Origin of the sequence: Paraeggerthella hominis (genome assembly GCF_021044775.1) — a bacterium.
Classification (GTDB): Bacteria; Actinomycetota; Coriobacteriia; order Coriobacteriales; family Eggerthellaceae; genus Paraeggerthella; species Paraeggerthella hominis.
The window spans coordinates 96051-111780 of sequence record NZ_JAJNOQ010000002.1; the positions used below are offsets into that span (position 1 = coordinate 96051).

The 15730-nt window shown below is 61.0% G+C and carries 9 protein-coding genes; 3 read left to right on the top strand and 6 right to left on the bottom strand.

Translation table 11 applies throughout. The annotated features are described in order from the left end of the window. The first annotated feature begins 81 nt into the window (after positions 1 to 81). The gene (locus LQE90_RS02685) at positions 82 to 1044 is read left to right on the top strand and encodes an aminopeptidase (protein WP_216529157.1); all 963 of its coding nucleotides are present in this window, start codon (positions 82 to 84) and stop codon (positions 1042 to 1044) included. 78 nt (positions 1045 to 1122) lie between these two features. After that, complete coding sequence (locus tag LQE90_RS02690) at positions 1123 to 1644, top strand: gamma carbonic anhydrase family protein (protein WP_216529156.1); 522 nt, start codon at positions 1123 to 1125, stop codon at positions 1642 to 1644. Between the two features lie 139 nt (positions 1645 to 1783). On the opposite strand, the gene LQE90_RS02695 is transcribed toward LQE90_RS02690, so the two are convergent. Continuing rightward, on the bottom strand, positions 1784 to 2290 hold the full coding sequence (locus tag LQE90_RS02695) for a nitroreductase family protein (protein ID WP_216529155.1): 507 nt from the start codon (positions 2288 to 2290) through the stop codon (positions 1784 to 1786). Between the two features lie 106 nt (positions 2291 to 2396). Between LQE90_RS02695 and LQE90_RS02700 the strand changes: the two genes are divergently transcribed. After that, positions 2397 to 4328: a bifunctional metallophosphatase/5'-nucleotidase gene (locus LQE90_RS02700; RefSeq protein ID WP_216529154.1), complete on the top strand. Its 1932-nt coding sequence runs from the start codon at positions 2397 to 2399 to the stop codon at positions 4326 to 4328. Between the two features lie 222 nt (positions 4329 to 4550). On the opposite strand, the gene htpG is transcribed toward LQE90_RS02700, so the two are convergent. The 5 genes from htpG to LQE90_RS02725 form a co-directional block, all read right to left on the bottom strand. Next, positions 4551 to 6506, bottom strand: coding sequence for a molecular chaperone HtpG (gene htpG / locus LQE90_RS02705; protein ID WP_216529153.1), 1956 nt, complete (start codon positions 6504 to 6506; stop codon positions 4551 to 4553). A gap of 180 nt (positions 6507 to 6686) precedes the next feature. Then, positions 6687 to 10988 carry an EAL domain-containing protein gene (locus LQE90_RS02710; RefSeq protein WP_216529152.1) on the bottom strand — a complete coding sequence of 1434 codons (4302 nt, stop codon included), beginning with the start codon at positions 10986 to 10988 and terminating at the stop codon, positions 6687 to 6689. 125 nt (positions 10989 to 11113) lie between these two features. Next, the gene (locus LQE90_RS02715) at positions 11114 to 12982 is read right to left on the bottom strand and encodes an MFS transporter (RefSeq protein WP_216529151.1); all 1869 of its coding nucleotides are present in this window, start codon (positions 12980 to 12982) and stop codon (positions 11114 to 11116) included. A gap of 67 nt (positions 12983 to 13049) precedes the next feature. Then, positions 13050 to 14003 carry an SGNH/GDSL hydrolase family protein gene (locus LQE90_RS02720; RefSeq protein ID WP_231088172.1) on the bottom strand — a complete coding sequence of 318 codons (954 nt, stop codon included), beginning with the start codon at positions 14001 to 14003 and terminating at the stop codon, positions 13050 to 13052. Between the two features lie 799 nt (positions 14004 to 14802). Next, positions 14803 to 15729, bottom strand: coding sequence for a PfkB family carbohydrate kinase (locus LQE90_RS02725; RefSeq protein WP_114566696.1), 927 nt, complete (start codon positions 15727 to 15729; stop codon positions 14803 to 14805). Position 15730 lies beyond the last annotated feature (1 nt).

Consider the following 15730-nt stretch of genomic DNA (forward strand, 5'->3'; position numbering starts at 1 on the left):
ACGTACGCTTTCAGGCGTCAAACCGTACGTTTCGGGCGAAGATGCGAACGAACAGAGACGCATCAACTCGAAAGGCTGCTTATGAACCTGCAAGAACGCGCACAAACCATACTTTCGACGAACCTCGCGCTGGGCGAGGACGAAACGCTGCTGGTGGTGACCGACGACCCCACGCGCGAGGTGGGGCAGCTGTTCTACGACGCCGCCCGCGCGCTCGACCGCCGCGCGCTGCTCATGGTGATGCCCGAAGGACGCGTGACCGGCGAAGAGCCACCCGCTGCCGTGGCCGCGGCAATGAAGACGGCGGACGTGGCGCTATGCCCCACCGCGAAGTCGATCACCCACACCACGGCGCGCATCGAAGCAGCTGCCGCAGGAACGCGCGTGGTAACCATGCCCGGCGTCACCATGGACATGCTGCGCGACGGAGCCGCATGCGCCGACTACGCTGAAGTGGAGCGTCGGACGATGGCGCTGACCAAACGGTTGACGCATGCGAAAACGGCGCGCATCGAGAAGGACGGACACGTTCTGACCATGGACCTGAACGGGCGCAACGGCGTAGCCAGCCCCGGCGTGTACCGCACGCCGGGCGCAAGCGGCAACTTCCCCTCCGGCGAGGCGTACATCGCGCCGCTCGAAAGTGGCGCGAACGGCAGCGTGGTTATCGACGGGTCGATGGTGGGCATCGGCACGCTGGCCGAACCGCTGGTGGTGACCCTGGAGAACGGGCGGTTGGTACAGGCGGAAGGCGGCGACGCAAACGGCGCCTACGCCGAGCAACTGAGCATCCTGTTCGCGCGCCCGGAGAACGGCACCATCGCCGAGCTGGGCATTGGCACGAACGAGCGCGCCAAACTCTGCGGCATCATTCTGGAGGATGAAAAGCTGTACGGCACCGTGCACGTCGCATTCGGCACGAACGCATCGTTTGGCGGCGTGACCAAGGCAGACTGCCATTACGACGGCATCGTGCTTCGCCCGACTCTGTATCTGGACGACGAGTGCGTCATCCGCGACGGCGAATTCTGCGAAATCATCTGATTCTTGCGATGCCCGTCGGGCGCGGTTTCGGGACAATGCGGCAAACCGGAGACATCCGTCTGGCGAAAGGAACCGTACATGCTCGTTGAATTCAAGGGGATGGCCCCTGACGTAAGCCAAGCCTCCTACATCGCGCCGAACGCTGCGATCTGCGGAGACGTGACGCTCGGCGAAGGAAGCTCGGTGTGGTTCGGTGCGGCGATTCGCGGCGAAGTTGCCCCTATCCGCATCGGGAAGAACAGCAACGTGCAGGACAATGCCACGTTGCACAGCGACCACGACTGCCCCATCGTGCTGGGAGAACGCGTTTCGGTGGGACACAATGCCGTGGTTCACGGCGCCGTCATCGAAAACGACGTGACCGTGGGCATGCACGCAACGGTGCTGAACGGCGCCGTTATCGGGGCGGGATCGATGATCGCAGCCGGCGCGCTTGTGAAAGAACGTCAGGTTATCCCACCGTGCTCTTTGGTAGTGGGCGTTCCCGGCAAAGTGGTGCGCACGCTCGATGCCGAGGCGGTGGCGCGCAACGTAGCCCACTCGCAAGAGGCGTACATCGCAGATGCGCAGGAATACGCGCGCTCGCGCGTGGTGGAATAAACCGCTGCAGTCCCGTTTGGCCGCGCAGCCGAACGGGACAAGCGACCAGGGTCGAGGAGCAGTCGGTCGAGGAGCGAGAGGCCGATCCTTCGCCCTCGCCCTCCCGCTCCTCGACCGACTGCAGCACCGTGCGACGGCGCTAGCTCAACCAGTGAACGCGAGACTCCTCGTAACGGTCGGCCCCCTTCGCTGCGGGCGGTGCCGCAGGATGCCCCAGCGCAACAAGGGCAAACGGCTGAATGCCCTCCGGTGCGTCCACGATGTCCGCAACAGCCTTCATGGGCTCTTCATCAGGCGCAATACCCATCCATACCGCTCCTAAATCCATGTCGGCCACAGCAAGCAGCAAATTCTCAACCGCGGCGCCCATGTCCTGCACAGCCAGGTTAGGGAAGCGCAAGCCTTCGGTGCGCATGCAGGCAACAATGACGCACGGCGCCGCGTCAGCCGGCTTCGCATACTTTGTGACCTGGGACAACCGAGAACGATGCTCGGCATCTCGCACCACGAAAAACTCCCAAGGCTGCTGGTTTCCGCCCGAGGGAGCGGCCATGGCAGCACGCAGGGCCGCCCGCACCTGATCGTCGGTCACCGCTTCGTCCGTAAATGCGCGAACGCTCGCTCGCTTGTAAATCGCTTCAACCATAAGAGCCTCCCTTTCCAGGAATCGCTGATCGTTTCTGCTTCATACCCGCAGTATACTTACTCGCAGCGTTTTGGAGAACACGCGCTTCTCACGAACAGGGGGCACCATGGCCTATCCAATGACCCGTCGATCGTTCTGCGCTCTATCCGCCGTCGCACTTGCAACGCTGGGAATTCCCGGACGCGCGCTCGCCGACGAGATCGAAGCCGCCGCGGCACCCGGCCCCATCGTCATCGTCCATACGAACGACGTGCATTGCGCCGTGGACGAGAATCTGGGCTACGCGAAGCTGGCCGACTACGTGAAAACCGCACGCTCGACCTACGGAGGCGACAACGTCACGCTGGTCGACGCGGGCGATGCCGTGCAGGGCAAGGCCATGGGCACGCTCTCGAAGGGCGAGTACCTGATCGACATCATGAAACAGTGTCGCTACGATATGGCCATCCCCGGCAATCACGAGTTCGACTACGGAATGGACCAGGTCAACGTGCTGGTTTCGCGCGCAAAGGACGCATCGGACCCGCAGGCCAGGCCAATCCAGTACCTGTCGTGCAACTTCACCGACCTGCGCACCGGCAACCTCATGCTCGACCCGTATGCCATGCGCACGTACGAAACGTCCGCCGGGCAGAAGCGCGTGGCGTTCGTGGGCATCTGCACGCCCGAGTCGCTGACGAAATCTTCGCCTGCGCATTTCCAGGACCAAAGCGGCGCGTACGTCTACGGGTTTTGCGAAGACGACTCGGGCTCCAAGCTGTACGCAGCCGTGCAGAACGCCGTCGATGCAGCGCGCGAGGCCGGCGCGGACTACGTGGTTGCCATGGGGCACCTGGGACGCTCCGGCGTGACCCCGCGTTGGAGCAGCAGCAGCGTGGTGGCGAACACCTCCGGTATCGACGTGATGATCGACGGGCACTCTCACGAAGAGTACGTGGACACGCTGCTCAACAAGGGCGGCGTTCCAGTGCTGGTCACGCAAACGGGAACCCAGCTTGAAAGCATCGGGCGAGTCATCATCGATCCCGCCGCCAACAGGATTGCAGCAAGCGCGGGCGCCTGCGCAGGCGAGCTGATAACGGCGTGGGACGGCATCGACGCAGCAACGGCGGCGGTCGTCAACAACAAGAAAGCCCAGATAGAAGCGATAACGGGGCAGAAGGTAGGCTATTCGGACGTACGGCTTATCGCAACCGAAAGCGACAACTACACCTGGGCCGTTCGTCAGCGCGAGACGAACCTAGGCGATTTCGTGGCGGACGCGTACCTGGCCCTCGCCTGGCATGGCGGCATAATGGCCGAGGTGGCGCTTGTCAACGGCGGCGGCATCCGCGCGAACATCGAACCGGGAACGATCACGTACGGAGACGTTATCGACGTGCAGCCCTACAGCAACCAGCTCTGCTACATAGAAACCAAGGGCCAGAACATTCTGGATGCACTTGAAATGGGCGCGAGCAAGCTACCCGAAGGAAGCGGCGGATTCATGCAGACGTCTGGCGTAACCTACGCCGTGCGCACCGACGTGCCCTCGTCCATCGAGATTGACGACAAGGGAAGCTTCGTGCGCGTGGCCGGAGAATACCGCGTGCGAGACGTGCTGGTGGACGGACGGCCGCTCGATACGGAAAGAACGTACAAGATGGTGTCGCACACCTATATGATCATGGAGGGCGGCGACGGCATGACCATGTTCAAGGCAGACGATCCCGTGCTGCTCGACGTGGACAACGCCGCGTTGATCGAGTACCTGAAGTACGACTTGAAAGGCGTCATCGGCAGCGAATACGCAAGCGAAGGCGGTCAGGGGCGCATTGCCATCAAGAACGGTCCCGATCCTGCGCCCGAGCCAGAGCCCCAGCCCCAGCCCGAACCGGCGCCAGCGCCGGCGCCGACGGCCAAGCCCGATCCCAAGCCGCTCGCACGCACTGGCGACTCTGCCGAAGCCGTGGTCATTGGAGCCGCCGTGACGGCCGTTGCAGCAGGCGCCGTCGCCGTGAGCGCACGGGACAAGCTGGACGCACATCAGGAGCTGTAACGAGCGCGCCCTCGTTAACGCAGCACGCCGCACGGGCCGCCGCAGCGTCCCTGATTCGCACGTTCACGAGCCCCGAATGCGAACTGCCCCGCCGATTCGGCGGGGCAGTTTCAACGTGCAGGTTGCATGCGAGCTTCCTTGACCTGTCGTCCTGGCCCGCGCAGTGCGTCGCGTGGGCCATAGCGTCAGCATGTTTCGGCGGTCGTCAACCGCCGAAACAAGTTAGGCCATCAGCTTCGTTACTGCGTTTGCGTAAGCCACGGGATCGTCGATGGGCATGCCCTCCACGATCAGCGCCTGGTTGTACAGAATGTCGGCGTAGAGCTTCACCTTATCGGCATCGCCGCCCGCCTGCGCTTCTTTCAGCACCTCGAACACGGGGTGCTTCGCGTTGATCTCCAGCACGCGCTCGGATTTCGGGCCTTCGGCCCCATCGGGCATCTGAGCCATGATGCGCTCCATCTCAAGCGACACCGGACCCGCCGCCGTAATGCACGCGGGCGCATCACTCAAGCGCGACGACACGCTCACCTTCGTCACGGCATCGCCCAGAGCATCCTTCATGGCCGCGAACAGGGTCTCGTTCTCCTTGGCGGTTTCTTCGGCTTCCTTCTTCTCTTCCTCGGAGGCCAGATCCAAATCGCCCGAAGCCACGTTCTTGAGCTCCTTGGGGCCGGTGCCCTCGATGGGCTTGTCGTCGGCGTCAAGCTCGGGCTCGGGACCGTACGCCATCATCGACTGGAAGCAGAACTCGTCCACGTCGCGCGTGCACAGCAGCACGTCGTAGCCCTTCTCGAGCACCGTCTTCACGATGGGCATCTTGCCCAAGCGCTCGATGCTCTCGCCCGCAGCGTAGTAGATAGCCTTCTGATCAGCCGGTGCGGCTTCCAGGTACTCGTCAAGCGTGACCAGTTTCTGCTGCTTGGCGGAGTAGAACAGCAGCAGCTCGGCCAGCTCGTCCTTCAACATGCCGTAGCTCGTGTAAATGCCGAATTCCAAGCCGCGACCGAAATCCTCGAAGAACTTCTCGTACGCCTCGCGGTCGTTGTCGCGCATCTTCTTGAGCTCGGAGGTGATCTTCTTCTCGATCTTCTTGGCAATGGCGCGCAGCTGGCTGTTGTGCTGCAACGTCTCGCGCGAAATGTTGAGCGTCAGGTCCTGGCTGTCCACCACGCCGCGCACGAAGTTGTAATGGTCGGGCAAAAGCTCCTCGCACTTCTCCATGATGAGCACGTTGGAGCTGTACAGGGCCAGGCCCTTCTTGAAGTCCTTGCTGTACAGGTCGTACGGAGCGCGGCCCGGAATGAACAGCAGCGCGTCGTAGCTGAGCGCGCCCTCGGCATGAATGCTGAACGTACGCGCCGGGTCGGAGAAGTCGTGGAAGTCGGTCTTGTAGAACTCGTTGTACTCCTCGTCGGTAACTTCGGAGGCGCGGCGCTTCCAAATGGGAATCATCGAGTTGATGGTTTCGACCTCGGTGTAATCCTCGTACTCGGGCGTGTAGTCGTCACCCGCATCCTCGGGCTTCGGCTTCTCGCGCGTCTTGGAAACTTCCATCTGCACGGGGTAGCGCACGTAATTGCTGTAGCGCTTGATCAGGTTCTTCAAGCCGTACTCGGACAGGAACGTATCGTAGTTGTCGTCGTCGGTGTTGTCCTTGAGCGTAAGGATGACGTCGGTGCCGTGCCCGTCGCGCTGCGCCTCGGAAATGCTGTAGCCCTCAACGCCGTCGCTTTCCCAAGCCCACGCTTCGTCGCTGCCGTACGCTTTCGAAACCACGCGCACGCTCTTGGCCACCATGAAAGCGGAGTAGAAACCCACGCCGAACTGGCCGATGATGTCCACATCCTCGCCCTGCACCTCGGCATTATCGGCCTTGAAGGCCATGCTGTCGGAATGAGCGATAGTGCCCAGATTGAGATCCAGGTCGTCCTTGGTCATGCCCAAGCCGCTGTCGCTGACGGTAACGGTGCGCGCATCCTTGTCGAACGACACCTGAATGCGCAGCTCGTCCTTGCTCAGCTGGATATCTTTGTCGGTAAGGCTTTTGAAGTACAGCTTATCCACCGCGTCGGACGCATTCGAGATAAGCTCGCGAAGGAATATCTCGCGGTTCGTGTAAATGGAGTTAATCATGAGGTCGAGCAGTTTCTTGCTCTCTGTCTTGAACTTGCGCATGGTCGGCATCGCTCCCTTTCGTTTCGTCGTCTGTCATGCAAAGGGCCAAGCTGCCAACCGTCTTCGCGCATGGAAGCATCCTGATTTAGCAGTCTCAGCCTTCGAGTGCTAAATCAGGATTGTAAACCGACCTCGAAAGATGTCAAGCGCATCGCACAATACTCCGCAGTTGCTCCTCGATCATTCGGCAAGTTCGCAACGGATGCTTTTCATATCGGGCGAATACCCCGCACATGAGCGCTTTCCGTTCATCTTGGCCGAGAACAGCGCCTCATCGGCCTTCCGATACAGCTCGTCGAACGAAGCGCCCTCCTGCGGCGCCAAAACATACCCCGCCGAAGCCGAGAACAAGAAGGTGCGGCCATCCGTCACGCGACGAACCTCCATCGCGCGCAAAGCCCGGTCAAGGGCGTTCTCGAGCGACGCAACGTCAACGTCCTCGCACCACACCAAGAACTCATCGCCGCCCATGCGGCACACGATGTTATCGGGGAACACGGCTTGCAACGATTTGGCCATGTGCGTGATGACTTCGTCTCCGTAAGCGTGGCCGAACACGTCGTTGGCCAGCTTGAAGGAATCCAAATCCAGCATGACCAGCGCGCACGGCAGCTCGTTCAACGACCCTTCGCGCACAGCACGCAGACGACCCTCTATCTTGGGAATGGCGGACTGCCGATTGCGCAGCCCCGTCAGCGCATCCGTTTCCGCCATCTTAGCCAACTGCCCGCTCTGCTCCTTCAGCTGCCGCAGCGCCTCGACGTTCGCCTTGCTGCGCAAGGACTCGTTTCGACGGTCGGTCACGTCAAGGTAGTACCCCACAGCGCGAATGGGCCGACCTCGGTCGTCGCGCACGGTCTCGCACGCGGTCTCCAGCCAGATGGTGGTTTCGTCGTCAAGCTCGAACGGCGCCTCGAACGACAAGCGGGCATGATCCCGCGCAGCGTAAACGCGACGGAAAAAATTGGTGAACACCTGCCGATATCCAGGAGGAACATAACGAAACGGAAGGTCTTCAAGGTCGAACCCTTCAACTATCATCAGATTCTCCTCTATGCGACCGACATGGCCCAACACCCGATCGACCACCTCGCTTCGAGAAAGCACCAGTCGATTGTTCTCCATATCCCAATCCCAAATTTTCACGCCAGCCTGGCTCAAAACGCCCTCGAGCTTTCGTTGGGCAAGCCAAAGCTCTTGCTGGCGGTCTTTGATTTCGGTCACATCGGTGCACAAGCACAAGGCCGTATGCTTCGCCGGCAGCATCTCGACCCGGCGCGCTTCAATGTGCATCCAAACGTCTTCCTGCCCTGAGAATCGGGCTTTCGTAACGACAACAGCCTCTTCCCCGCATTCGATTTTATCAGCAATCAGGTCGACAAGGCGACGCTCGCCTTCCTCGGACCGAGCATACAGATGATCCAAGACAACTTTCTCGTACTGCTCGCAGGAAAGACCGTGCTTCCCCGACACCCCGCACGCCACCACGTGTGCGCGCACGCGTTCGCGGTCGGACCACGACAGCAGCACGATGTCGTTGGGCGTATGCTCCATCAAAATGCGCATCATGTTGCGAAGCTCAACCGTTTCGGTCACGTCGACCACAACGCCCTGCAAAAACGACGTTCCCTCGTACTCCAAAAAGCGGCTTTGATCAACCACCCAACGATACCCGCTTTTTGCTCGCATGCGATACTCCAAGGGGAACGGCTGCGCATCGCCCTCCTTCAAGGAGGCCACCCCCTTCAGAACGCGCTCGCGATCTTCGGGGTGGATCATATTCATGTACTTGTCATCGAACAGCTCCTTGATCTCTTCGTGCGTATAGCCGAACATCTCAAGAAAGCGATCGCTTATATACAAGAAGTCATGCGTGGGGCCGTCGAGGCAGCGATGGTATCCTCCGGGCATGTCTTCGTTCAAAAACGCCAGCTCGTCGTTGCGGCTCAGCAAAAATCGGTTGCGCTCCGCAAGATGCTGCTGAACCATCATCACTTCGGTGATGTCCGTGCACGCGCTGACAATGGCCATCCGCCCGTCCTCGGCCTCCACGACGCGCCCCTTGTCGATGGTCCAGAACCACGTTCCGTCCTTTTTGGTCATGCGATACGTTGTGGTGTACTCAAGGCCCACGTAGTATTCGGGGCCGATGTCGGCCACAACCGAGTCGAAATCGTCGGGATGGATGGTGTTGCCAACCTGCCAGTCAATGGATTCCGCCAGCTCTTCGTAGGAATCGTACCCCAGAAGGTCCACCATGGCCGCATTGGCGAAATACAGAGGGAAGCCCGGCTCGCAGTACCCGCCGATCAAGCCGCCCGGCGACATTTGAGCGGAAATGGACAAGGCGGTCTTGCGATTTTCTTCGGTCAGGTTCATCAGCGAGAAATCCGGCGAATTCGCGCCCGCCACCGCAGAAAGCGCGCGACGCGAGGTTTCCAGCTGGCGCGCCTGCTGCTGCTCTTGAGTCACGTCCCTCAAAGACCCCAGGTAAAGCGCATGTCCGTCGCGCTCGCGCAAAAAAACTAGGCGCATTTGCAAATGAACGGTCTTTTCGCCGGCGCGCATGCGCCGCACCACGGCGGTAGCACCGTTCGGAACGCTTTGGCGAGCGCTTTCGAACGCCGCCACAATTTCGTCCCAATCGGCCTCGTACGCCTGACGTGCGAAGCTATACCGCTGTTCGTGCAGGTCAACGGGGTCAATGCCCGTAAGCTGGCAATAGTGCTCGTTGGCGCTCAGCAATTCCACTTCGCCATCATGGAAGTCGTACAGCACCAAGGCGCCCATGATGTCGTCGAACATGGTTTTGCTCAGCATTTTGCTCTCAATCAAATCTCGAATGCTGAACTGGTCGATCGAATCGGCCTGCATACCGCGGAAATCGACGTTTCTCCGAGCAGCGATAAGCGGCTCGAACTCCTCTTTCGACATGGGACGGTAGAAGAAGTACCCCTGTCCGTACAAGCATCCCATCTGCGCAAGCAACGCGCGTTGAGACTCGGTTTCGACCCCTTCCGCAATGACCTGCATATCCAGGAGCCTTGCCATGCCGATGATCGATTCCAGAATGCCGCGCCCCTTGCGGCTGCGCGCGTCCACAGCCGCAAGCAACTTCATGTCCAGTTTCAGAACATCGACGCTTACGTCTTTCAGCATGTTGAGCGACGAGTACCCGCTGCCAAAATCGTCCATGTGCACCGAAAGACCCAGATCGTGCAACCCATCGACGATAACCGCCATCAGATCGCAGTCTTCAACGTAGGCGCTTTCGGTAATTTCAACCGCTAGCAAGCGAGGGTCGATGCCGTATTTGCGGATCAGCTCCTCGAACGTGGCAAGAACGTCCAACGCGTACAAATCCCGGCGCGACACATTGACGGAAATGGGAACGGGCGCGTGGCCCCTTTTCATCCATTCGCGAAGAGAGCAGCATACTTCTTCCCAAATGTGCAGGTCAAGAGTGGTAATTAGCCCATTTCGCTCCAACATGGGAATAAATCGATCAGGAGGAATCAGCCCCCGCTCGGGATGATCCCAGCGCACGAGCGCCTCAAGGCCCACGATCTTTCCCGTAGTGATGTTGCACTTCGGCTGCGCGTAGAACGTAATCTCCCCGTTCGACAAGGCACGCTGAACCTCCAGCAAAAGGGAGTGATCGTCCTCGATCTCTCGCAGCATGCCCTCGTCGTACCATCGCGAGCGCTGCGCGTAGTCGCCTTTGACCGAAGCCAGCGCCAGCAACGCTCGATCGTACATCGTGCTTACGGGAAGCGACCGATCGTCAACAAGATACAAGCCGAAGGCCGGCAAAAACCCCATGCCCCGCCCATGCCGTAGCGTGCTTTGCGAAATACGGCCTTGCAAACCCTCGATCGCCTTGGGCGAACAGGGAATCAGCATGCAGAAATCGTCGCCGCGCAAGTATCCCGCCACGCCGTTTTGCTGCACCGACGCCTCCCTGAGCAACCTTCCCACTTCTTCGAGAAATCGGTCCCCGGCCTCTTCTCCATGCCATTCGTTGAACAGCTTGAAGTGCTCGATGTCGATGGCCATCAGGCAGTACGAGCGATTCGGGTGGGCGGCAAGGGCGTCGGCGACGGCGCGGAAAAATGCTGCGCGCGTGTACAAGCCGGTCAAAGAATCGATCGGCGGAGAATCGGGCACCCCTAAATCAGGCTTGTCGGTTTTGCGGCTCAAGAATATATGGCAATCGCCCGCACCGGGCCATTCGATATCGCTGACTTCCGTTTCCACCCAGCTTTGAAGCACCTGATTGTACAGAAGGCCCTTGTTGCTGTGATCGAGCAGCAACGGGCAATCGTGGCACGGCGCCGATTCGCCGCGCAAAGCGTGATAGCAGCACATTCCCCATTGCAAGCCAGGAAAAGACTCCGCAGCCTTATCGTTGAAATAGACGATGCGATAGTCGCCGTCGATTACATAGGCACTGGTTTCGACCTCTCCGAACGCTGCCCCCATGGGCGCACCACCTTTATCCAAGGAACGGGTGCCGGCCTTTGTCGGCTCCTGGTCTTTGCCTTCACGTGAGAATTATTGTACGACATATTCACACATAATAACAAAGCAGCCGAGAACCTTTGCCGCTACCGCACCGGCGCGGCCTGCAAAACCGTGTCCATGGCGTAGCGCAACACGTCAGAACGGTTGACGGTTCCCACCACAAGGCCCTCGCTTACCACCGGGACCTTCTTCAGTCGGCGCGACGCCAGCAACGAACATGCCTCTTCGAGCGTGGCGTCGGCATCAAGCGCGATCAGCTTCTCCGTGGCTATCGTGCGCGCCGGCAGCAGCATGAGCTCGCGCAAGCGTTCGTCGATGCCCTGGTCGTTGGCTGCCTTCATAAGCGAGTACGCGCCCGTGACCACCGGATGACGGTCGGCAAGATAGCGCATGACGTCGCCGTCGGACACGAAGCCCACCGGATGCCCCGCCGCATCCACAAGAGGCAAGCCGCTCACCTTAAGATCCACGAACGCGCGCATGACCTGGCTTACCGTCGAATCGGCAGGCATCGTGTACGGATCGGGTTCCATCAGCAGGGCCAAGCACGGCACGGAATGCCCGATGCGCTCGGCAGTTCGCTTTCGCGCGGCGCGGGCGTACAGAAACGACAGCACGAACCCGGCTGCGGCCACCCCGCTTGCCACCAACATGGCCAGCGAAAACCCTTCGGCCGCAGCCTGGGACGCGCTCGCTCCCTGAGCGACGGCCGCAATCTGTCCCGTCGACATGATGCCAATGTAAAGGGACGGGCCAACGCATGCCGCAATTTGAACAACCGTGGTCATAAGAGCCACGCCAAACGGATTTTGCTGCGGCGGCAGCGTGCGCAAGCCCGCTGTTTGAGAAGGCGAGAACACGAAGCCAACCGCCACGTACATGAGCAGCGCGGCCGCGAACACAACGGGAATAGACAGCGTAGGCCCGGCCAGCGCCAAGGCGATGAACCCGAGGGCGATGGCACCGAAGCCTAACGGCAACAGGGGCCATTCGCCGCGCTTGTCCATAATGCGTCCGCCAAGCAGCGTCGTGCCCGCATTCGCCAGCACGGGAACCAGAATGACCAACCCCGCGGAAAGAGCAGTCATGCCGGCGGCGCCCTCGAAATACAGCGGAAGCAGCACGCTCATGGAGAACATGCTGATCATCGAGACGGTTGCCAGCAACAACGCGGGCCAGAAGGCTCGGTTTCTCAGCGGCTCAAGATCGATGAGCGGATGGCTGCAACGCAGCTGACGCACGACAAACGCCACCGACAGAAGAGCCGAAGTCGCCAGAGAGCCAAGCGCCAAAGGCACGTCGATGGTCAATTGCACCAACCCAAGCGAAAGCGCGGTTAGCAGCACGGCCGCAAGGACGACGGAAAGAACGTCAAGGTGAGCTTCGCTGGTTTCCAGGTTCTTCACGAAGCGAAGCCCTAGGCCGAACAGGATTGCCATCGCAACCATGGGAACCACGAAAATGCTGTGCCAACCGAACGTCGTCACCAAAGCCCCGCACACCACCGGAGCCAAGGCAGGTCCGAACGTGATAGTGCAGCCGCCAATGGACAGGTAGGTGCCCAGCTTGTTCTTGGGCGTGACGGCCACGATCGTGTTCATCATAAGAGGGATGAATATGCCCGTGCCTACCGCTTGCACCAAGCGCGCTGCGAACAGCATCTCGAACCCGTTCGCAACAAGCCCCATCGCAGAACCGGCGAAGCTCAAAGCCGATGCAGCGAAAAACAGCGTGCGCAAGTGGAAGCGTCGGTACAGAAACGCCATGCACATGACCACCACGGTGGCAACGATCATGTATCCCGTCACCAACCACTGGGCCGTCACGGAATCCACCCCGTAATCGGCCATGATGGATACGAGAGCCATGTTTACAAGGTTTTCATTGAACCCCGCAAGAAATGCTGCTCCGTATAAAACCAGCAGCAATAGAACAAGAGGTTTCCCTTGCATGAAGGAATATCCTTTCACTTTTTTGTTGTGAGGCGCGCCGCGAGCCGGACGCGTGCGCCGGGCAGCTCTATTCGCTGCGCGCTTCGTCGTCCTTTCGGCACACGCAAAGCCACTTGTTTCCCGTAGCTCCGGCGTATGCGCAACCGACGCAAGCGGGTTTCCGGCACGTCTCGAGCGAGCGAGGAGCGCTGCCGAACGCGTCATCGACAAGGGGGTTCGAAGCGTGGCCTTCGAGCGAGCCGCCATCGCATGCCGCCATCGCATGCAAGACCATAAGGGCAAACTGCGCCATGCCGCGCTTTGTCGGGTGGGTTCCCTCAAGAGCTTCGTAATCGCGGCCCAAAGCGCGAACGTCGGCAACGCAGCATCCGTTCGATTCGGCGGCCAGGCGAATAGCGTCGTTATAGCGATCGAAATGAACGCCCCGCAACCGGTACGCGAACGTCGAATGGACAGAGCCCTCGATGCGACCGGGGCACAGCGTGCAGCACCACACTTTGGCCTGCGGATACGCAGCGCGCATACGAGCGAGCATCGCACTATACGCCTGGCCGAACCGCTCGGCCGCATCGGCAGAAGCCAGGCCCGCCTCGGCTTCCGGAATGGCGGACAGATCAAGCGTTGCTGGCAGGGCGTTTCCGCGGCCCGCAGCTTGGGCGGCCGGGCCGCCCCACCCGTAATCGTTGATGCCTATGAACACAAGGATCTCATCGGGCGCAACGCCGTCTTTCGCCAGCGCCGCAATGCGCTCAGCACTGTTTGCCGCAGGAAAACCCGCGCCCTCCACCATGCTTCCAGAGAACGAACCGTTGCTCAACAGCTCGCCGCCGCATTGCTCGATAACCTGCGCCCACCAGGTGTCCTCCACAAGGCGAACGCCGGTTGCGTCGCGACGCTCGTTCTCGTAGAACACGTCGAATCCTTCGGGGTTGCACCCCTCGAACGTGCTGATGGAGTCGCCCAGTACCGAAAACCGCTTCATATCACCCGCCATCTTTCCATGATCTCGTCTGGCGACCATGATACCGCAAGGCTCTTCGCCAAGCGCGAAAGGCAGGCGAACGAACCTGCAGCACATATATGCTGCAAGCCGAAAGCCACAAGCCGGTGCGAGCCGGATTGCCGTCGGGCCGCCGCGAGATCGAGTTGCGGGATCGGGTCGCGGCGCGCGCTGGCTGCGGGATCGGGTCGCGAGGTCGGGTCGCAGCGTGCGCTGGCTGCGGGATCGGGTCGCGGCGACGCGCGGGCGAACGCGCAGCCGGGAAGCGCAGCAACGGGCGCCGAGCGAACGGCCTCAACGGGCGCCCGGACGAGCCCCGGACGCGTGGCACGCAGCCGGGGAGCGGGAGCGCGGCCCCAACAGGCGCCCGAACGCGCGGCCTCTCCAAACGCGCCCCAACGCACGGCTTTCCAGGCCGCGTCCCAACGTGCGACCCCAGCACGCGGCCTCTCCAGACGCGCCCAGGCCGGCTGCCTTTCGCTTTCGCGCGCACGCGCATCGCTCGGCGCCTTCTCCCAGCAAGCTTGCGCACGAAAAACCTCCATCGCTGGCAGGTTTTCACGGTTTGAGGTCGTTGAACCCCGCCGGACGGGCTCTCGCAAAAGAGCAGTGCAATAGCCTAAGGCCATGACCAGGCAAAATAAAAAGCAAGCCTCATGACAGAAAGAACGACGCGCCGCCCGACAACCCCTAAACGTCAAAACCTGCCAGCTATGGCGGTTTTTCGTGCGCACACCCCTTCGCGAGCGAACGCGAGACTCCGCAAGCGGAGCGCCGCCTTCATCGACGGCAACCTCGCAGCCGAATTGCAGGCGCGTCGCTACAGCGCCACGCCCAACCGAGCGAACGCCTCGTCAGAAAGCGTTGCGCCCTCAACCGAGCATACGCCAGACGCCACCTTGTTCGCAAGCTCAAGCGATTCCTTCCACGAACGGCCCGCAGCGCGCGCAGCCGCAAGCGCGCCCAGATGAGCATCGCCCGCTCCCACGGTATCGACCACGCGAACCGCCTCCGTTGCAACGTTGGCAAAACAAGCGTCCGGCCCTTCAAGCACAAAGGAGCCGGCAGCACCCGCCGTGATGACTACGGCGTTTTCGCAAGCTGCAGCCAGAACGCGAGCCGCATCTTCAAGCGTCGAGCAGCCGGTGTACGCAAGGGCCTCCTGATCGTTCAGGTGCCAGATGGGGCGAAGCGCGTTGATGCGCGCGTGCTTCTCCGGCCCCACGCCCAAAATGCGCGGACCGGGCGCATAGAAGAACTGGATTTCGGGATGCTCTTCAAAGAACTCGATGATAGCGTTGCCGCCGGAACCCTCTATCTCGTATCCGCTGGCAAGACCGCATGAAACATGCGCAGCGTCGATGACGTCGAACCACGACCGCTCGAAGTAGCGCTCGACGCCCGGCGAAGTGATCATCGTGCGCTGTCCATCAGGCTCGACCAAGCACGTGCAAGATCCGTTGTCGCGGCCTTTCACGCGCAACGGCGCCTGCAAGCCGCGCTGCGCAAGCGCACCTTCTACAAACCCTGCGTAGATACCCTCGCCCACGGGCGCAAACAAGGTGCAGTCGGCCCCCAACTGGCGCGCAGCGTTCGCAGAGTTGAACGCGCAGCCTCCCACGACGGCGCGCGACGACTCGACCACCACGCCTTCGCCCGAGGCCGGCAGCGCCGGTACGCAGCACACCACGTCCACCATAATGGCCCCCACCGCCAGAACCGCATTGCGAGCTTTCGAAGCCCCCATC